Below are 20,247 nucleotides of genomic sequence, written 5' to 3'. Positions count from 1 at the left end.
CTGGAGGCGTTCTATCGGGGTCAATTTCTAATTGGCTAGATCAGAGCCTGTGAGAGAAGAATCTCCCGAATTTAGCGTAGCGGATTCGGGAGAGTGTCAATATTACCAAAGCGTCTCAGTTGCTGGAGATAAGTCGTAAACGGATATTGCAACTTATCTATCCCCAGTCCTCAAGGGTTCATCATGAACTAAGGAAAAAACCTGAATGTGATACGATATCTTGTTGTATCAGTTATAAATGGCAGTGATTGAACGTTATACCTTGCCAGAAATGGGCCAATTGTGGACAGATAGCTATAAGCTGAAAACTTGGCTACAAGTAGAAATTGCAGTTTGTGAAGCCCAAGCAGAATTAGGTTACATCCCAGTTGAAGCAGTTGCAGAAATTAAAGAAAAAGCTAATTTTGACCCGCAACGAGTCCTAGAAATTGAAGCAGAAGTGCGTCACGATGTCATTGCATTTCTGACAAATGTTAATGAATATGTAGGGGACGCTGGCCGTTACATCCATTTAGGGTTAACAAGTTCTGATGTTCTTGATACCGCTTTGGCTTTGCAATTGGTGGCTAGTTTAAACCTGATATTAGAACGTCTCGAAGATTTGATCCAAGCCCTACGTTATCAAGCGCAACAACATCGTAATACTGTCATGGTGGGGCGATCGCATGGTATCCACGCTGAACCGATTACTTTCGGGTTTAAGTTGGCCGGGTGGTTGGCAGAAGTGTTGCGCAATAGAGAAAGATTAGTTAAGCTACGCAGTACCATTAGTGTCGGTAAAATATCGGGGGCAGTGGGAACTTATGCTAATGTTGACCCCAGAGTAGAAGCCTTATCTTGTCAATATTTGGGACTAAAACCAGATACCGCTTCCACTCAAGTTATATCCCGCGATCTCCATGCAGAGTTTGTGCAACAATTGGCTTTATTAGCTGCTTCTGTGGAACGGTTTGCTGTAGAAATTCGTAACTTACAACGCACGGATGTTTTAGAGGTAGAAGAATACTTTTCTAAAGGACAAAAAGGGTCTTCTGCTATGCCTCACAAACGTAACCCTATTCGTTCGGAACGGTTAACGGGTATTGCTCGTATTATTAGGGGTTATACGGTTGCTGCTTTGGAAAATGTAGCTTTATGGCATGAAAGAGACATTTCTCATAGTTCTGTTGAACGGGTGATGTTACCGGATACCTGTATTTTGACCCATTTTATGTTGAAAGAAGTGACTAATTTGGTCAAGAATTTATTGGTCTATCCTGACAACATGAAACGCAATATGAATGTTTATGGTGGAGTAATTTTTAGTCAACGGGTATTACTCGCTTTAGTAGAGAAGGGAATGATTCGAGAAGATGCTTACAAAGTGGTACAGAAATGCGCCCACGAAGCTTGGAATAAAGAGGATGGTGATTTCCATGATTTAATTAGCAAAGATGCCGAGGTGAGTCAATATCTTGGGGCTGAAGACATAAAAAATTGTTTCGATCCTCAACATCATTTACAGAATTTAGATACCATTTATCAACGGTTAGGAATTTGATAAATTTTAGCCTTTGTAGGGGCTTAATATTATTAAGCCCTCACGTTTGTTATTAATTTTAGATAACAGAGTTATCGAGATAATAGGGTTTAAAACCTGGCTTTTTAAAGCGAAACGTTTTTAAGGCGAGGCTTAAATCATGGTCTCAAAAACAACTTCTGACTTCTGTTCGCTAGAGCCGGAGCGCAGCGAGGAACTTCTGACTTCTGACTTCGTTAACCTGCGACCTCTACGGACTACCATTTTCAGAGAGAGGCACAAATTTTAAACCAGTTTCTTTATTGTTTGTATTTGCTTTTACTTCTAATAATAATCCTGGTAAATTATTACGATTACCGTTGTCATCAAAAGTAATATCTCCAGTTGCACCACCTTGAACTGTTTCCATGTTATTTAAAGTTTCTTGTAGAGTCTGTCGATTAAGGTTGTTTGTCTTAAGAAATGCGTTAATTAACACCCAAGCAGCATCATAAGATAGTGCTGTTCTGGGACTACTTGCATCTCCCCATAAAGCATTAGCTTGTTCAACATATTGTTTATTATCATTATTATCAAAAAAGTAGGGCGAATAAACAACTAATTTCTCCTCTATCACCCACTCTGGATTATCTTTTGCTGCTTCGAGAAAGCGATTATTACGGAGAGTCCATGTTCCTATAATGGGTTTCCTTCCTTGATTTGCTTTCATGATCTCAATTGCATTATACATACTTTGACTTGTTTGCCCATCTGGAAATAGAATTAGAACGTCTGCATCTTCAGCGTTGTTAACTTCATTTTCAGAATTAAAATTTTTTCCTGCGAAAGAGTTATTATTTTCATTATCACCTTTGAATACTAATTCTGGATTGATGTTTCCAATCTTATCTTTAAATTTTTCAATAAACTTATTGTAAACAGATTTAGAAAAATCACTACTTTCATTATAAAAAATTGCTGGATTTTTATAACCTTCTTTCTCGATATATTTAATTAATTTATCTACATGATAAGTTACACCAGGTACGGTTCTAAAAAAGTAATCATCACGGTTTAAAAATCTCTTTTCTTTATTTTCACTGGTACTACCAAAAGAGATTAAAACTAACTCATTATCACTGTATTTTTGAATAACTTCACTTGTTAAATCACTGGCATAGTGTCCCATAACAGCTAAAACTGATTGATTTTTTAGTTTATTTAATTCATCAGCTAAATTGTTAACGTGTTGTTCATTATCATTAGCATCATCAGCTATAATAATTCTTAATCCCCTCTCGTTTTGGCGAATGTTTTGACATAATTGATTGTCAGCTTGAAATGAATCTCGAAATGAATCTCAAAATGAATCCCGAACAAAATCAAAATCATTAAAGTCCTCAGAAAAAAAGCAATAATTGACTAATGTTTGAGCATGAGCGACTCCTCTAAGAATTTCCTTGGCTAAATCTCTTTCATCATCAATTGCTGATCCTGTTCTTTTACTCATTGGTGCTGCTATAGCAATGGTATTAGCTGTTTTTTTCTTAGCTTCTAGCAGCGTATTATTTAGATAAATTAAAGTTTCAGGAGATTTCGTCCTCGTGAAAAGTAATTCAAAATCATCTACTGCATTTTCATATTCAGAGCTTTTAAAATGCTCAACCGCATTTTCTTGTATATTTATATTTTGGTTTCCTTGTTGTTCTTGAATGAATGTTTTTTCTCCACAACTAATAAAGGCATCATTATTATTTCGGGGACAATAATTTTTAAAAGTTACTAAATCAATCATAAGTGGAATAATAAATACTATGATAATAGCAACAATTATTCCTAATATAATATAAAAAATTAAGTTAGATTTAAACCATGTTTTGGGGATTATTTTAGTATATAAGGAGTTTTTAAAATCTGATTTTGAGGAGGGTTTCTGCGTTTGATGTTCTCCTAAAATATTCCGTTGCAATTGTGTCCTAATCTCTTCTGATTCAGTATTTGCAGGTTTTTCATTTACTGGTGGAATATCTTCTGTCGGTAATTCTAATAATTTTTTAAAACCATCTACTGATTCAACTTTTACTCCCTTTACGTAAAGTTTAAACTTTCCAAAATTGGTTGTTCTATCGGTAATAAAAAAATCTATCTTCTGACTCAAAGCATGAGCTATTTGAAGTTGATATTCAAAATCTTCGAGATAGTTAGCAGCTATTTCTAAATTAGTAGAAAATGATTCCTTGTCTGGGATATTATGACGAGAAGAAACTCCTATCTTATTACTTAATTGATGATTGGATAACCATTCTATATGGTTGTCAATCTTTTTAGATTTACAAACACGTTGTAATGTTTCTTCAATGACTATTACGTCTACTTTTAGCTCTCGACGAGCTTCGATTAAAACCAAAAGTTCGCAAAGCTTGTCTGGAGAGTTGACCAGTAAGTCGACATCAACTAAAATCCTAAGAGTGGTCATGAAAGTGCATACTTAATTAATGATAAATCTGGAAACTTTACTAAAGTATATACGAATTCCCTATTAGTGTCGAATTATCGATAGGATTTTTTATTGGAGATCGATCTTCTCCCTTTCCTATTAAATAATCAACATCACAATCTAATACGTGAACCAGTTTAAGATATTTAACTAAGTTATCTAACTTGCTTCCTTGTTCCCATTCTTGAATTATTGCAGGTGTTACTCCAACTATTGCTGCTAATTGACGTTTATTTAGGTGTTTTTTCTTTCTCAATTCTCTAATATTTGGTTCAATTTGACGGTCATCCAATATTTGCTTGACATAACTGGTATTTTCATAGTTAAGCTTCACACATATCAACTGATTAATCTTACAATTTAAAACTTCTGAAAGTTCGATAAATTCTCTTAGTTCCTCCAAAAGCTTACCTTGTTCCCACTCTTGGATAGTTTCAATCGCTACTCCAACTTTATCTGCTAATTCCTGTTGAGAATAGTCTTTTTGTTTTCTTAACAGTGGGAGCCTATTTTGCAACAGTTTGTGTTTTACAATTTCAATTTTCTCATTAATTCTATCAATAATTTCTTCTTTATTATCTAAATCTTTGATTCCCTCATAAATTTCTAAAGCTTTCTCTAAAGCTTTTTTTGACAACTTTATTTCTTCTTTATCATACAAAACCTCTGCGAACTGTTCCCAAGACTTAGCAGCAAGTTTAGGATTATGCTTATAATGTTCTTTTACCTTTTCTTGTAACTTAAAAGCTTGTTGATAATATTCTTTTTCAACCTTTTCTTTGATTTGTATTTCAAGATTTAATTCTTCTACAAAACTATTGGTTTTTTCAGCATAATTCTTATCTTCAAAAATATCGATCTCAGTGCTATCTAAAACAACGTTGTTATCAATCACTTGTAAAATATAAGTCCCTTCCTTAAAATTGTTGGGAATTTCTAAAGTAGCAACATCGTCAGAAGAATTGATATCCAACGTAATCAATCTTTTTCCTGTCTCAGCAACAAGTTCAACAATTAACTGATGATCAGATGAAAATTCCCCATCTCTGTTTAAATCAATGGTTAACTTCTCCCCAGGTATGGGAACAGGAGGCTGATAGGTTAGAAGTATGGTGGGATATATTGAGTTAGTTAAATGATTTGCTTTTATCATAATGAATTCCATGCGTTTGTTAATTCATTATACACTTGCTGATTCTGACAGATCCCCATATGATCTCCAGGAGGAGTGTTTATCAAGATTCGTGTATCTTCTTGAGAATAAGCGATCGCACTAGCAACGGTTACTGTGTTATCTCCTAAAATAGAAGGAGGAATTGGTCTTATGATATCAAAATTATCTGGACGAATAATATAGTGAATAATCGTCGGTTTTTGATTGGAATAAACGCATTTTATATTAATATCAAGCTTGGCGGATTGAGCTAATTGTTTATGAACATCAATGGCAGCATTAATATATTGATGAAGATCCGGATTCCAAAGCCTTTTATCTAGGGGAGAATATCCTGTTCCACCTTCATCATAAAGTGTGATTATTTCAGGAGCAGGAAGCAATTGATACAAAGAATAACATCGTTCAATAGCTCTTTGTAAAGCTCCCATCGTTTCCGCTCGTTGAAACCACCGCCATACTCTATCAAAAATAGGATCAAGTTGAGGATAACGTCTAATACCAAAATAGGCTTTTGCAGATCCTTGAATGGGACTAGCAATCTGAAAAAATAAATCCGTTTTTTCAGCAATATCATCGTTATTTAATAGCATTAAACGAATAATAATACCACCCATACTATGACCAACAAAACAAAATCGACAATTTTTATCTTTATCTTTTTCTCTAATATAAGCTGCTAGTTGATCAGCCGTTTCTCGATTATCCGCTAACCAATTATAAGCAAATGGAAAAAAGTTTGTTCCTTCAGTTAAATTTAAGCCTGTTTCTTGAGTACAAAAATCCATTAAAGATTGATACACAATAACTCTATTAACAGGAACAGGAATAAGACTTAACAAACGTTGAGGAAATCTTATATTGTTGAAATAGCGAATAACTTCACCGGCTTGAATATCATGGGGATTTATGGGATTAAGATATTCAGGATGTAGATGAAATAGACGTACATTTTCTTGAAAATCATTACCCCATATTTGTTCTGTTTGACTTGTTCCAAAAGCTGTCTTGCGATTGAGAAATAAACTTGATCCCATAATACCAGGAACAAAAAAAACAAGCCTAGATGAGTCAGTAGAAGATGCAGTGACCAAAAAAACCCCCTTAGTAAATTTTTGAGAAAAATCTCCTAATTGTTATTGAATTATTATTCTACAGTATTAGAGGGTATGTTAGGCTAGAATAAGCTTCAAAAAGAGCAGAAGCAAAAAAATGAAAAGTTATCAAAAATTGATTAAGTTAGAGAGGACATCCAATTTAGTTCTGGATGATTTGCACTTCAAAGAAGGAGAAGAAATAGAAATTATTATTATTCCTAAAAATAAATAGCGACAAGAATTAGTTGCAAACTTTAAAAATTTTCTCAAAGAAACTCAAGCTTTACACTCAGAAAGTACCTTGACATAATTGGAAATCCAGAAAAAGTTATTTTATTTGTATTAGATATGAATAATCGTTGCTTGCACCTTTTTAGAAATGGGACAGATTAGGGTTATGAAAGCGAGATGGTTTTGCCAGAAAATGAAACAGTATCTCTATTATAATTTCCTGATATCGAGATTAAAGTCAGAGAAATATTAGCACTAAGAAAATTAATGACTGAGAAGAAATAACTTGTGTCAATCATAATTAATGTTGTCTAACATCAGAAATAAGACTTTGTTGAGGAGTTCTATGATAGATTGTGGAATCCTTAAAGCCTCCAATTTCCGCTACTGTATACAAAGGTCTACCTTTTACCTCTTCATAGATGCGTCCAATATATTCCCCTAAGATACCAAGACAGACAAGCTGAACTGAGCCTAAAAAGAAAATGGCAATCATAATGGTAGCCAACCCTGTAATGGGGGAATTTTGTTGGTATAAACGCCAATAAAGTACCAATAAAGCCATTAGTAATGCTGCCGCAGCAGAAAGTAGTCCTAAATAGGTTGATAACCTTAAAGGTACTCTCGAAAAGGCAATCAAACTATTTAAAGCGAGGGAAAAGGATTTACGGAAAGTATATTTAACTTCTCCAGCAAAGCGAGGATCGCGCTCAAATTTAACGGCAGTTTGCCGAAAACCAATCCAAGCTCTCAAACCCCTAATATAGCGATTATTTTCTGGCATGGCATTAAGGACATTGACAACACGCCGATCCATTAAACAAAAATCTCCCGTATCTGCCGGAATATTGACATCGGCTAATCGTTTCAGAAGACGGTAGAATAAATAGGCACTAAAGCGTTTAAACCATCCTTCTTGCTTACGTTTGAGACGTTGCGCATAGACTACTTCATAACCCTGTCTCCACTTATCAACCATCTCAGGGATTAACTCGGGTGGATCTTGTAAGTCAGCATCAAGAATAATCACTGCTTGACCCCTGGCAAAGTTAAGTCCGGCTGTTACGGCTGTCTGGTGTCCAAAATTACGGGCTAAACTAAGATAAGATACTCGCGAATCGCTTTGATGTAGTTCTCGAATCAATTTGAGGGATCTATCTTGACTGCCATCATTAACCAGAATTAATTCAACCAAACCGTCAAGACGATTCATTACCTTGCTTATGCGGTGGTAAAGTTCAGGTATTGTTTCTTCTTCGTTGTAAATGGGAATGATTAAGCTGTATTTGGGATTTTGAGCAGCATTTTTCATAGACTTTTGAGACCCAAGAGAAAGTTTACAGTTCATTGTTACATAAAGAAGAAAAATTAGAATTCTTTGTGCAACTAAATGAAAAAATAAACAACAATATATAAAGACGAAACAAATAAGCTTTAAGTTTCAAAAGAAGATTAAATAACAAAAACAGAGTTATGATACTAATTAAATAATTACTATTAATTGACTGATAAATTATTTTTATTTGAGGTGAAATAATTATTTCAAAACAAAATTTATAACTGAAAAAACCATTTTAATACTTTTTAATATTGCTATGAAAATATGACCAAACATTGAACATTGAACATTAAACTGCCGACCCACCTCGAATTGAATTCGAGGTGGAAAGCGGCAGTGCATTCCGCACATCTTTCATTGTGGTTTCAAGCCTCTCCCTTTAGGGAGAAAGAAGTTTGGGAGAGGTTTCAAGCCTACTTCCAAACGAATGATAAATGATAAATGTTAAATGATAAATGAAATGGCCTTGCTTACAATCTAATAATATAAGGAAACTGACAGGGAGAATTATCAGAAGATTCTTGCAAAGTTTGGGCAATCTCGGCTACATTATTAGGGTCACTTTGTTGAAGATATTTCAATAAAGTTTGACTTTCTTCTAACAATTGAGAAACATTAACTGTCTCATATTCAGGTTGATAGTCACGGAGTCTTCTCACCCCTTCTCCTAATAAGATAACCGCACCACGCCAATTATGGTTCGTGAGATGATAACAGCCAACTGCTACTTGTAAAATACCTTGATAAAAACGTTTATCTAACTCGGCAGAGTCGATCCAGATCGCTTCTAGGGTATCATGACAAGCATAAAAGTCTTGTTGATTAAATTGCTCAATACCTTGCAAAAATGCCTCTGATATCATGATTTTATTTAGGCTGACATATTTTCTCGAACTTCTTTAATATACTCTAAGTCAATTTCTTGTTCTTCCCCAGCAAAGTCATTATCTGAGGTAATAAATAACATACAATGACATTCTTTGCGTTCTCGCATGGGGACACAAGGACAGTTCCAATAAGTATTCTTAACCTCTGCTTCTTTATCCTCATAATGACGACAGGGACAGAGTGGGGCCCCTAATTCTTCTTTATGTTTAGCAAGTCCTTCAATCACCACTGCTGTTACAGAGGGTTCGCTACAAAAGTATGTATCTGTTCGTTTTGCGTACTGTTCAGCAAAATTTTTCATTGCTTCTAGTACTTTATCACTTTGAGTCTTATCAGTGTTGGTGGTAGTCATAGATGATTGAGGATAGATCGTTAAATTATTACGGTTGAATTAATATTGTGACATATTGTTTGTCATTTGCGAACATAGGAGAGGAGTAAACCTACGCTAGACTAGAGATAGATATAGCAGTTTTCAATTGAGTGTATTAATATTTCGGTTGGGGGAGTGTGGGGAGTTTTTAATTTTTAATGTTTAATATATACATAAGAAAAATACTGTAATTGCTAAATTTGTAAATATTTCCTGAACTATGAGTCAACCCACGAATTTAATTAATACTCAAGTCATTGACTTTATTGCTAAAATTATTTTTTCTTTGAGCAAGGAAGAAAGTCAAATATTAACAGATAAAATTCAGTATACACAATGATATGAGCAGAAACTGAAACATAAAAATTTTGTTTCACCCTAGTTCTTTAATCATTGATAATTTTCTTGTATCAAAAGATTTTTCCGTCAGAGAAATAGAGTAGCTTATAAGTTTATAATAGATATTAACAAGGAAAGTCACCGAACAACTTAGTTATCCTTAAGTATGACTCATTTATTATCTTGGCACTGGCGATCGCTTCCCCTAAAAAAGTTAACTGCTTCAGAGGTTTTTGATAGATTATACGCGTCTGATGCAACCATTGCAACTTTATTAGAAAGTCCCTTTCCTACCCCTTCTGACTATCCTTATTTATCCCGTTATTCTATCTGTGCAGGGGAACCCCGTATTATTAACGGAAAGCCTCAATTATGGACTCCAAAATTAGGCACTATTTTGCCATTTTTACAACAATTATTAAGACAAAAAAACGACATTATTTCAAGCCCTGATCATCTACCTTTCGCGGGAGGATGGTTAGGATGGTTAGGCTATGATTTAGCTTGGGAAATCGAATCTTTACCCAATTATAATAAGGATACTCTTCCTTTTCCTATTGCTTATTGGTACGAACCTAACTCTTTCGCTATTTTAGATCATCTTGAACAAAAACTATGGTTAGCGAGTCACACTTTAGAAGGGTTAGATCATTTACAATCTAAATTAGAAACAAAATCTTATACCTTTCCCTATCACCTCAAAAATTCTCCCTCTCACTTATCTTTTTACACGGCTCAATCAGAGTATGAAAAGGCAGTTTGTAAGGCAAAAAAATATATTCAATCAGGAGATATTTTCCAAGCGAATCTCTCTTTAAGATTTCAAACTACCACGTCATTAAAAAGTTGGCAATTATATAAAAAGTTACAACAGATTAACCCTTCTCCGTTTGCTAGTTATTGGCGATCGCCTTGGGGAGATATTATAAGTTCTTCACCTGAAAGATTAGTTAATTTAAATGATAATATTGCCCAAACTCGTCCCATTGCTGGAACCCGTCCCCGTGGGAAAAATTTCCAACAAGAAACAGCGATGTTAATGGAACTTTCTTCTGATATTAAAGAAAGGGCAGAACATATTATGTTAGTTGATTTAGAGCGCAACGATCTGGGAAAAGTTTGTCAATGGGGTTCCGTAGAAGTTGACGAATTATTAACCGTCGAAAGATATAGTCATGTCATTCATTTAGTCAGTAATATTAAAGGAAAATTACGTCAAGAAAAAACATCAATTGACCTTATTAAAGCTTTATTTCCTGGGGGAACAATTACAGGATGTCCCAAAGTAAGATGTTTAGAAATTATTGAACAGTTAGAACCTGTTAAACGTAATTTATTCTACGGTTCTTGTGGTTATTTAGACTATCGGGGCAATTTAGACTTAAATATACTAATTCGTACCTTATTATATACCCCACTATCTCCTGATTTATCTAGTGTTTGGGGACAAGTTGGTGCCGGCATTGTTGCTGATAGTGATCCCGAAAAAGAATGGTTTGAATCTCTACAAAAAGCAAAGGCACAGTTAAAAGCTTTGAATTTATAATGGATAATTATTCATTATCCGTTGATGACTGTGTTATGATACGACTAATTTAGTCTTGTTTTTTTCTGCTTAAAATTTTTGTTTTTTTCTGAATCTATTTTTTTACAATCATGTCTTTAATTCGCATTCCTCCTTCTTGGGATATTTCTGAAAATAAAATCACCCCTGAGAACGTTTATTTTAACCGTCGTCGTCTCTTAAAAGGAATAATCGGGGCAAGCATCGCTGGCAGTTTAATTCCCCTGTCAGGGTGTCAAAAATCAGCTTCTCAGACCGCATTAGAAGCAACATTAGAAAAGCCTAAAATTCCAGGGCTTAAAACCGCCCCTGAATTTAGTAAAGTCGATCGCCCCATGACTAAAGAAATTTTAGCGGGACAATATAACAATTTTTATGAATTTGGAGGAACCAAAAAGATTTGGTTAAACGCCCAAAACTTACCTACAGAAAACTGGAAAGTTGAAGTTACAGGATTAGTTAAAAATCCCAAAACCTACGATATTGATGACTTAAAAAAGACGTTCCCTTTAGAAGAAAGAATATATCGTTTTCGCTGTGTTGAAGCTTGGTCAATGGTATTACCTTGGGTTGGGTTTCCTATGAAAGCATTAATGGCAGCAGTGGAACCAAAGAGCGAGGCAAAATACGTACGTTTCACCTCCTTTTATGACAAAGAAATTACCACGGGACCCAGTTTACATTTAGGAGCTTTGCCTTGGCCTTATAAAGAAGGTTTAAGAATCGAAGAAATGGCTAATGAGTTAGCATTTTTTGCTGTGGGAATTTATGGACATGATTTACCTAAACAACACGGCGCACCGATACGTATGGTTGTTCCTTGGAAATACGGATTTAAAGGAGCAAAATCAATTGTCAAAATTGAATTTTTAAAAGAACAACCAGCAACTTATTGGAACACTATTGACCCCAACGAATACGATTTTGAAGCCAATGTTAACCCGGCTAAACCTCACCCCCGATGGTCACAAGCAACGGAAAAATTTATTAGTATTGGGCCTGGTTTATCTTGGGAAATAAAAGAGACATTACCCTACAATGGTTACGGAGAATATGTAGCTAATCTATATAGTTAACAGAATACAGATGTGACTAATTTGTTTTATAGTTATTTGTCATAGTAGTTAAACTTTTATATAAGATGAAACTTCCCTGGTATCCTTTAAGTCTTTTTTCCATTTCCTTAACCACTACCTTATTGGTCTATCTTGCTTTGGGTAATCCACAAGCTGAAGAAACGGTTAACCTCAATATCTCACCAACCATTGCACCGGTTGAAGCATCTAATTCTATCCAGCAAGGACAAGCAATTATCCTCAATGGAAAAACCTATAAAATTCCTTGGACTCAATGGCAACAAGGGGATAAAACTCGCATCGGAATCAGTGATATTGGGGCAATGAATTTACTTGGGTTAGAGTTACTAAGTACCGATGATCCTAGTTTACAGCCAGTTCGTTGGTTTGGGACAAATTCTAATCAACCTTTACCTATTTTAGCTCGCTTTATTGCTCCTTATCGCTACCTCGATATCACGGAATTAATTCAGTTGGCTGGTGGACAGCTTCAAGTTAAAAATAATACCTTAGAATTAAACTTTCCTCTAGCACAAATTAATAACATTCGTCAAGGTAATCAAACCTGGGGAAAACGTATTGTTATGGAGGTTGACCGTCCTACGGTTTGGCAAATTAGTCAGGCAAAGGGTCATGGTGTAGTAATGGTTTCGGGTAAAGCTTCTCCTAGCAAATTATCTAATTATGATGGTTCTTCTACTCCGAAACCTTCAATAGATACCGATGAAGATGATTTGGGTAGTCCTATTTCTCAACCAAAGGATTCTTCTTTATTCTCTTTGGAAGATACGGGTAATTTAACTAAGGTTCATGTTAATTTACCTACGGCACATGGGCTAAATGTTTTTAGTTTATCTAACCCCAATCGTATTGTTATTGATGTCCGTGCTGATGGGATGGTTCCTAAAGAAATTGTTTGGACTCCAGGGATTATTTGGCGACAACAATTAGTGACTATTAATAGTGGGAGAAAAACAGCAACTTTTCCGGTAAACTGGTTAGAAATTGACCAAAGATCACCGCGTATTTCTCTTAAACCTATTACCACTAATGTTAATGGACAAACAGGAACAGCACCTTTAGTTACAACTACTCGAAAATGGCAAGCTGCTGCTGCTATTAATGGTGGCTTTTTTAACCGCAACAATCAACTTCCTCTGGGAGCTATTCGTCAAGATAATAGTTGGTTATCTAGTCCTATTTTGGGTCGTGGTGCCATTGGTTGGAACGATAAAGGTCAAGTTTACATGAACCGTTTGGCACTAAGAGAAACTATTACTACGGCAACAGGAAATAACATTACTATTGCTTTTTTAAATAGTGGCTATATTCAAGCTGGAGTGTCTCGTTATACTTCTGAGTGGGGTCAAAGTTATACTCCTCTTAGTGATAATGAAACTATTATTTTTGTGGAAAATAATCAAGTTACTTATCAACAAAAAGCAGGAAAAGCAAAAAGTAGGTCTTATCCTATCCCGACTAATGGCTATCTATTAACGGTTCGCAAAAATGCTGTTGCTTCTAGTTTGCTTTCTCCTGGGACACCCCTAAGGTTACAAAGCAATACTATCCCTACTGAATTTAATCAGTTATCTCATATTTTAGGAGCCGGACCGTTATTAATTAGTAATGGCAGAATTGTTTTAAATGCTGTTAGTGAACAGTTTAGTAAAGGGTTCCAAAAACAAAAAGCTTCTCGTAGTGCGATCGGTGTGAGCAAGCGCGGTACAATTATGTTAGTAGCGGTTCATACCCGTGTTGGGGGCAGTGGCGCAAGTCTCGATGAAATGGCTCAAATTATGCAAAGTCTAGGCGCGACGGATGCTCTTAACTTGGATGGAGGCAGTTCTACTGGCTTAGTTTTGGGGGGACAGTTGATTGATCGCTCTCCTGTTACAGCAGCAAGGGTTCACAATGGCATTGGAGTTTTTGTTAATCCTTAAGTTTTGATGATGATTGATGATTTTTCTAATTAACTGTAGGGTGGGCAAATTATTATCAATTTTTTCAATTTTGCCCATCTTACTTGGTATTAAATAGTAATTTAGATGCTTAACAGCTTATGTCTTCTTCTCCTTGGCAACAAGAAAAGGTTATCCTAAGAACTCAATTAATTGTCAGTAGTTTTGAGCATTGGTTGGGTTGTTCTTTATTTGAACATTTTGGTATAAATAATGTTATAAATGATCCTAGAGAAGTATCTAAACAACTCTTTGAAGCTGATTTTATCGTTGCTTCTCATGGGACTCAACCTGATCCTATTTTTAATTATGGCAACCAAAAAGCTTTGGATATCTGGGAATTAACTTGGAATGAATTTATCCAAACTCCTTCTCGAAAAACGGCAGAAGCTATAGAACAACAAGAACGAAATCGTTTGCTCAAAGAAACAACAGAAAAAGGCTATTCTCATTTCTCCACTATCCGCATCACTAATACGGGTAAACGCTTTAAAATTAATAACGGTATTGTTTGGAATGTTTTCGATGACGTACAAAAGTATCAAGGCCAAGCTGCTGTTTATTCAGACTTCTATTTTCTGCCTTAATTTACTGCTTATCTAGATACAGTTAGGGCATAATACCTGACTAATTATCATTATAACATAAAAAAGTAGTATGGTCTGTAAGTCCCATTGTCTCGTTAGCTATTAAAAATTATTCCTAATAATTCTGTGGGGTACTTGAACAGTTTCTCTGGCAGTTTGTATCAAAGATTACTGTTTTTTCAAAAATTTGCCCAAAATATATTGATTAAAAATACAAATATAATACATGGTTTTAAATAAGGATGCTATTTGGGTTAAACTCATATCTTGCACCTTCGATAAAAGTAACCTCAGTTCAGTGTTATACCATTTTCATTAACTTAGACTACAGATGTTTATTTTGTAGGGGTCAAGGGCCGTTGAACTCTACACCGAATGTGTAGCCAGACTTTTTGAAATTGGTATAAAACAATGTAAAGAACAATAAAAAATACTTAGAACCATAAAAAACTGCAAGTAGGCAGATAACAGAATAATCACGCGGATGCAATAAAAAATATTTTATAAGTTTATTAAATATGTATAAATATAATTACCAATTATTCCACTAAAAATACCCATTATAATACTAATAAATGCAGTTAAGCTCCACTTTTTAAAACCTCTATCTCTAGTTAAAAAATACTTATCTTTATCATCTACAGATTTATCAGTTAATAAAATAAAGCCATAATTTGGTAATTTAATTATTTGTAAAATACTAAAAATAAAGGCAAGAAAAGAGATAATTAGTATTGAAAATATAAAAATTTGAAGACTAATAAAAAAAACTCTTTCCTTTCCAGCAACTAATATTTCATTAATTTGAGAGTTATGCAATCCTATTAATAAATCCAATTTATCATTAATATCCATGTCTTTTAACAAAGTATTTAATTTTTCTGATGTTAAAAACTTTAATTCACTTTCAAAGTATTTATCAAAATAATCTGAAAATAACAATCTCTTACTATTAAGAAACAAAATCTGAAATAAACTTACAAAGACAAACAGTCCTATAAATAGTAGATAGAAAATATTCTCAGGTGTTTGTAAAAATGACTTACCTAAACCAGTCAAAGATTCTCTTAAATTATAAAATATAATTTTCTTGTTTTCCTTATTAATCAAGGTTTCTAACATTTCATTAACTTTTGTCCCAATAAAAATACCCCATTGCTGTGAAGTGTACTCAATAGAATAACTAATTTGACTAGGAGAAGAAGATTGACTATTAGTTATCATTGATATATTTATTTGTTGTTTACGACTATTTTGAGCCTTTGGAAAATTTACTAAATAAATCCAATTTAATGCTATAGAAGTACATAACAAAGATTTATATTGATTAAATTCTAAAAGTTCATCAATACTATTAAATGAAATTGATGAATCATCATTAAAACTAACTATTGCGCTAAATTCAATTAAAGAAGAAGTATTAAATTCATTAATAATATGATCAAGATATTGATCAATATACTTAATAAAAGATGAATCAACTATGTAAGAACCTATCAATTTTCTAGTAATATTTTGAGGCTTTCCAAGCAAAGAAACTATAAAATCATTAAAAGTTTCTTGATTAAAAGGCAATATAATTTTGTCCTTAAAATATATAAGCGGAAGAGCTGGTTTTTCAGGTTTTTGTCCCATTAATCTAACAAATTATAATCAAAATAAAAATATAAACTAACAAACATTATAAGAATAATTATACCATAAAACCCGCTATATATTCTTTTTTATAAACCAATAATATTATATATCAGAGAAAAATATCAAATTAACTAAATTATTTATGTATTTATATAAATAGTAATTTAGATGCTTAACAGCTTACTGGTGCAAGATATCAGTAAAAACTAAGATCAACGTTTAGAAGGTTGAGAGGCAAAACTAGCAATTAACAGAAATATAATACCAATATTGATAAAAACATCCGCTAAATTAAACACAGGAAAATTAATCAAACGAAAATCTAAAAAATCAACCACATAACCAAACAAAAAGCGATCTAATCCATTGCCTAATGCACCAGCTAAAACAAAACCATAGCCTAATTGTTCTGTGACTTTCATTTTTTCTCCCCACCAAGCCAAAGCCATTAACCCTAAACTTACCCCTAAAGAAAGCCAGCGTAACCATTTCGCCCCACCTTCAAAAAAACTAAAGGCCGCTCCTGTATTAATGACATAAGTAAAATGAAAAACACCCAACCATAATGGTATGGTATCACCAATATTAGGAAAGGTTTGAAGCACCCAATATTTAGTTAATTGATCCAACACAAACCCGACTAAAGCGACTATCCAAAACCAACGATTTTTTTTCACGAATATAATTAATAAAAGAGAATATAACGCAAAATAAAAGCAACAACAGCCACAGTACAAACCACAACTAATTGTCCAGGAATCGGTTCCACAGAATAACCCATAATCAACTCAACAAGATTATTAGAAGGTAATTGAGAAGGGATTAAAAACCAGAGTCCTAGTAAATAAATTAAGCCACAAACATGAATAATTAGTAAACCAGCCATAGCACTAAGAGCTAATAATTCTAATCTTGTTCTCCTGCGAAACGCTAACCTACCACACAACCAAGCCCCAGGCATAAACCCTAAAATATAACCAAAACTCGGTTGTTGCCAGTATTGTAGGCCACCTCCTTGAGCAAAAATAGGGTACCAAAATAAACCCAAGAAAATGTAGGCTACTTGAGACAACAAACCGGCATTTTTGCCGCCCATACAGCCCGTTAAAAGGACAGCACCCACTTGAAAAGTGACCCCAAGGGGTAAACTATTGACCCCTTCTTGGGCCCAAGTCCAGGGCGTATTGGTAACGAAAGCTTCAACAAAGGTGCTGAATATGGTTAGTAATAAACCGATTATGGCCCAAAGCAGTTCATTGGCAAAAGACACCGTTGATGAGGATTTTTTAGTATTAGTGAGCTTGTTTCTGCGTTTGCGTTTGATATTCACCAGGAATTGGAGCTTCACCCCCTTGCAGTCCTAAAGATTCTAGCATAGCGTGATCTTTTTCTGGGGGTTGTCCCAAAGTGGTCAAATAATGTCCGATCAGCATAGCATTGATTCCTGATTTTAACCCTAAACCTTGTAATTCGCCCATAACGGCTTCTCGTCCGCCAGCGTATCTTAAAATTTGTTCGGGGAGAATGAAACGGAAAATAGCGATGGCTTTTAGAGCTTGAAAAACATCTAATTTTGGTAAATGTCCTAATGGGGTTCCTTCTCTGGGGTTGAGGAGGTTAATGGGGACGGAATCTACTTCTAATTCTTGTAAGGAGATAGCAAGATCCACCCTATCTTCCCACGTCTCTCCCATGCCCATAATTCCGCCTGCACAGGCTTGTATTCCTGCTTTTTTGATGTTTTTAACGGTTTCGACGCGATCATCCCAGGAATGGGTAGAAACTATGTCTGAATAAAAGTTTTCTGAGGCTTCTAAATTATGATTATAACGGGTGACACCAGCTTTTTTTAATTCCTGTGCCTGTTCTAAGGTAACTTCTCCCAAGGCGCAACAGGGCTTAATATTGGTTTCGGTGGTGATTTGTCTAACTGTTTCTAATATTTTCTCAAATTCTCCTGATTGGGGACTATTATACTTAGGTCCTCGGCCTTGACTGACTAAACAGAAGCGTTTGGCCCCGGCTGCTTCGGCTGCTTTTGCCTGGGCGAGAATTTCTTCAGAAGATTTTAAGCCATAAATGGGGCTATTTTCTCCTTGATGGTGGACAGACTGGGAGCAAAATTGACAATTTTCGGAACAGTTGCCGGATTTTACATTGATAATGCTACAGAGATCCACCACGTTACCACAACAAGCTTGACGAATGCGATCGGCTGCTTCACAGAGTAATAAGATGTTGTCTTGGCCTTCTATTTCGGTGAGGGTTAAGGCTTCGGTTTTGTTGAGGCGATGGCCGTTGATAATACGTTGGGATAGAGTATCTAACCAGTGTTTTAAAGCGTTGGTTTCTCTGGGTAGAGACTGAGTTTGAGGAGGTGAGGGGGATAATTGAACCACGATAGTCTTACCTGATAAAGTCTTATGAATTGTATCATTACAAGGTTTTTCCTAAGCTTAATAGCAAGAAATCTTTAAACTATAGCAGTACAAAAATTAGTTAGGACATTGTTTGGATATATCGCTGTCATTGGTGAGGTACGAGGAATCTCTTTAACCTTCTCAGCATAATGCTTAGTGCTATCATCAAAAAAATTTTCTCATTAAATACAATTAGAAGCGAGAGACAATGACCACTAATCAACAACCACAACGTCAATCTTTAGAATACTATTTTTCTCTAAAATATCCCATTTCACTCTATCCAGAAGAAGAAGGAGGTTATACTGTTACTATTCCTGACTTACCTTGTTGTAGGACTAAGGGATAATGAAAACAATAAAAATGATTAAACTTGAAGCTAATAATTAAGAATTAACCCCTGTATTAATCTGTTTAATAGCTTCATTTAACTTAGGGGAAGCTTCACCCCATTTTGAAATAAATTTAACCATATCTAATAAGGGAACGTCAACAGGAAATACTCTATTATCGGGAACGACATATATGTTACCAACCGTCGGTGTGGGTACAGTCGGAACAAAAACGGTGTGCATTCCGTTATCATGTTTTTCAATTAAAAATGCTGGAGATAAAGCTTGATAAGTTTCCCCGATAGAGACAAATGCGGCCCCTAACGTTTCTGATTTTTCTAGTTTAGCAACCCGATTGGTTAAACTGCGAATTAATAAGTAACCTGGAATCTTTTTTAAAATGGGTTCAACGGTTTTTTTGACAATAATAGAATAACGGGTTTTTAAGATAAGTCCTGCAATAAAACAAATTAAAATAAAAAGAAATAAAGAAACAGGAACGGCAATCGAATTATTATCAATTCCTAATAAATTGCTAATGGGTTTTAGTAAGACAACAACTAATCCCAATAGTCCTTTTACTGTTTTATTGAAAGCTAAAATAGCTAAATAAGCAGGAAGAACAACTAAAAATCCACCGATAAAAGTGGTACGGATAAGTTTAACTAAATTAGAGGGTGTGTTTTCTTCGCTTTGCATAGTCATGATCTTTAATTAAAGTTGGGAAGTTAGAATAGGGGAGAGTCGGGATAAAGCGACTCTCAATGTAATTAATAATTAACGAGTTTCCTCAAAAACAGACATCAATTGACTTTCGGGTTTAGCAATACACCTTTCTAACACTCTATCCGTTTGACTACTAATCTTTTCACTATCTAACATGGTTGTATTATTTCTTCCTAGCATTACCCCATGAAAGAAGACTAAAGTAGAATCTCTTTGGTCTCCTTCCATGAGTAGCAAATCTTTGCAAGTAATGCTTGTAATATCAAACATTTTTTCCGCTCTAACTGGTGTCGTAGAGACACCAAAACCGAACAACGTAAAGAGTAACATGATTGAGATTTTTCTCTTGTTCATAGGAATAATTCCCTCAGAGACTGTTTGTAAAAAGAAAATGAAAAGACTTTTTTAAAAAATCATCCCTAATAAACCTATGAGAAGTTTATTAGTTTTTAAGAATGGAGGAAAATTAATAGTGGGGAAGCCAGGTCAGAAATTTGGCTAGTAACT

Annotated in this window: 19 protein-coding genes; 6 read left to right on the top strand and 13 right to left on the bottom strand. The window is 34.7% G+C overall.

Annotated elements, in window-relative coordinates; all coding sequences use genetic code 11:
• Window positions 1-244: 244 nt before the first annotated feature.
• Window positions 245-1,540, top strand: a complete 1,296-nt coding sequence (purB, locus tag QNJ66_RS22770) for an adenylosuccinate lyase (protein WP_300510956.1) — start codon at window positions 245-247, stop codon at window positions 1,538-1,540.
• A gap of 229 nt (window positions 1,541-1,769) precedes the next feature.
• Here the strand turns inward: purB and QNJ66_RS22765 are convergent, their stop codons facing one another.
• From QNJ66_RS22765 to QNJ66_RS22735, 7 genes are all read right to left on the bottom strand, one after another.
• Complete coding sequence (locus tag QNJ66_RS22765; RefSeq protein WP_300510955.1) at window positions 1,770-2,783, bottom strand: ABC transporter substrate-binding protein; 1,014 nt, start codon at window positions 2,781-2,783, stop codon at window positions 1,770-1,772.
• 75 nt (window positions 2,784-2,858) lie between these two features.
• On the bottom strand, window positions 2,859-3,974 hold the full coding sequence (locus QNJ66_RS22760) for a hypothetical protein (RefSeq protein WP_300510929.1): 1,116 nt from the start codon (window positions 3,972-3,974) through the stop codon (window positions 2,859-2,861).
• 40 nt (window positions 3,975-4,014) lie between these two features.
• Window positions 4,015-5,148 carry a helix-turn-helix transcriptional regulator gene (locus QNJ66_RS22755; protein WP_300510928.1) on the bottom strand — a complete coding sequence of 378 codons (1,134 nt, stop codon included), beginning with the start codon at window positions 5,146-5,148 and terminating at the stop codon, window positions 4,015-4,017.
• A complete protein-coding gene (locus tag QNJ66_RS22750; RefSeq protein WP_300510927.1) occupies window positions 5,145-6,263 on the bottom strand; it encodes a hypothetical protein in 1,119 nt (372 codons plus the stop codon). Before QNJ66_RS22750 ends, QNJ66_RS22755 begins: the two co-directional genes overlap by 4 nt.
• A 535-nt stretch (window positions 6,264-6,798) precedes the next feature.
• Window positions 6,799-7,809 (bottom strand): glycosyltransferase family 2 protein, encoded by a 1,011-nt coding sequence (locus QNJ66_RS22745; protein WP_300510926.1) that lies wholly within the window; start codon window positions 7,807-7,809, stop codon window positions 6,799-6,801.
• 497 nt (window positions 7,810-8,306) lie between these two features.
• On the bottom strand, window positions 8,307-8,699 hold the full coding sequence (locus tag QNJ66_RS22740) for a DUF309 domain-containing protein (protein ID WP_300510925.1): 393 nt from the start codon (window positions 8,697-8,699) through the stop codon (window positions 8,307-8,309).
• Window positions 8,700-8,707: 8 nt separating this feature from the next.
• Window positions 8,708-9,076: a ferredoxin-thioredoxin reductase catalytic domain-containing protein gene (locus tag QNJ66_RS22735; RefSeq protein ID WP_300510924.1), complete on the bottom strand. Its 369-nt coding sequence runs from the start codon at window positions 9,074-9,076 to the stop codon at window positions 8,708-8,710.
• 526 nt (window positions 9,077-9,602) lie between these two features.
• On the opposite strand from QNJ66_RS22735, the gene QNJ66_RS22730 reads away from it, so the two are divergent.
• From QNJ66_RS22730 to QNJ66_RS22715, 4 genes are all read left to right on the top strand, one after another.
• Window positions 9,603-10,982 carry an anthranilate synthase component I gene (locus QNJ66_RS22730; protein WP_300510923.1) on the top strand — a complete coding sequence of 460 codons (1,380 nt, stop codon included), beginning with the start codon at window positions 9,603-9,605 and terminating at the stop codon, window positions 10,980-10,982.
• Window positions 10,983-11,092: 110 nt separating this feature from the next.
• On the top strand, window positions 11,093-12,076 hold the full coding sequence (gene msrP, locus QNJ66_RS22725) for a protein-methionine-sulfoxide reductase catalytic subunit MsrP (protein WP_300510922.1): 984 nt from the start codon (window positions 11,093-11,095) through the stop codon (window positions 12,074-12,076).
• Window positions 12,077-12,141: 65 nt separating this feature from the next.
• Window positions 12,142-14,019, top strand: a complete 1,878-nt coding sequence (locus QNJ66_RS22720) for a phosphodiester glycosidase family protein (protein WP_300510921.1) — start codon at window positions 12,142-12,144, stop codon at window positions 14,017-14,019.
• A 119-nt stretch (window positions 14,020-14,138) separates the two neighbouring features.
• Window positions 14,139-14,624, top strand: coding sequence for an MEKHLA domain-containing protein (locus QNJ66_RS22715; RefSeq protein WP_300510920.1), 486 nt, complete (start codon window positions 14,139-14,141; stop codon window positions 14,622-14,624).
• Window positions 14,625-15,125: 501 nt separating this feature from the next.
• On the opposite strand, the gene QNJ66_RS22710 is transcribed toward QNJ66_RS22715, so the two are convergent.
• The 4 genes from QNJ66_RS22710 to bioB all read right to left on the bottom strand — a co-directional run bounded on the left by QNJ66_RS22710 (window position 15,126) and on the right by bioB (window position 18,661).
• Window positions 15,126-16,259 (bottom strand): hypothetical protein, encoded by a 1,134-nt coding sequence (locus tag QNJ66_RS22710; protein ID WP_300510919.1) that lies wholly within the window; start codon window positions 16,257-16,259, stop codon window positions 15,126-15,128.
• Between the two features lie 215 nt (window positions 16,260-16,474).
• Window positions 16,475-16,939 (bottom strand): signal peptidase II, encoded by a 465-nt coding sequence (gene lspA, locus QNJ66_RS22705; RefSeq protein WP_300510918.1) that lies wholly within the window; start codon window positions 16,937-16,939, stop codon window positions 16,475-16,477.
• A gap of 8 nt (window positions 16,940-16,947) precedes the next feature.
• Window positions 16,948-17,592, bottom strand: a complete 645-nt coding sequence (locus QNJ66_RS22700) for a biotin transporter BioY (RefSeq protein ID WP_300510917.1) — start codon at window positions 17,590-17,592, stop codon at window positions 16,948-16,950.
• Window positions 17,555-18,661: a biotin synthase BioB gene (gene bioB, locus QNJ66_RS22695; RefSeq protein WP_300510916.1), complete on the bottom strand. Its 1,107-nt coding sequence runs from the start codon at window positions 18,659-18,661 to the stop codon at window positions 17,555-17,557. The genes QNJ66_RS22700 and bioB overlap by 38 nt, the downstream gene beginning before the upstream one ends.
• A gap of 229 nt (window positions 18,662-18,890) precedes the next feature.
• Between bioB and QNJ66_RS22690 the strand changes: the two genes are divergently transcribed.
• On the top strand, window positions 18,891-19,031 hold the full coding sequence (locus QNJ66_RS22690) for a hypothetical protein (protein ID WP_366146312.1): 141 nt from the start codon (window positions 18,891-18,893) through the stop codon (window positions 19,029-19,031).
• 37 nt (window positions 19,032-19,068) lie between these two features.
• On the opposite strand, the gene QNJ66_RS22685 is transcribed toward QNJ66_RS22690, so the two are convergent.
• Both QNJ66_RS22685 and QNJ66_RS22680 read right to left on the bottom strand, forming a co-directional pair.
• Entirely contained in the window at window positions 19,069-19,719 is a 651-nt protein-coding gene (locus QNJ66_RS22685) for a hypothetical protein (protein ID WP_300510915.1), read from the bottom strand.
• Between the two features lie 72 nt (window positions 19,720-19,791).
• A complete protein-coding gene (locus QNJ66_RS22680) occupies window positions 19,792-20,070 on the bottom strand; it encodes an HdeA/HdeB family chaperone (RefSeq protein WP_300510914.1) in 279 nt (92 codons plus the stop codon).
• Between the last annotated feature and the right edge of the window lie 177 nt (window positions 20,071-20,247).

Origin of the sequence: Crocosphaera sp. (assembly GCF_030064895.1) — a bacterium.
In the GTDB taxonomy this organism is placed as follows: Bacteria; Cyanobacteriota; Cyanobacteriia; order Cyanobacteriales; family Microcystaceae; genus Crocosphaera.
The sequence above is the reverse complement of the archived record's forward strand: the minus strand, read 5'-3'. Positions and strand labels throughout refer to the sequence as shown.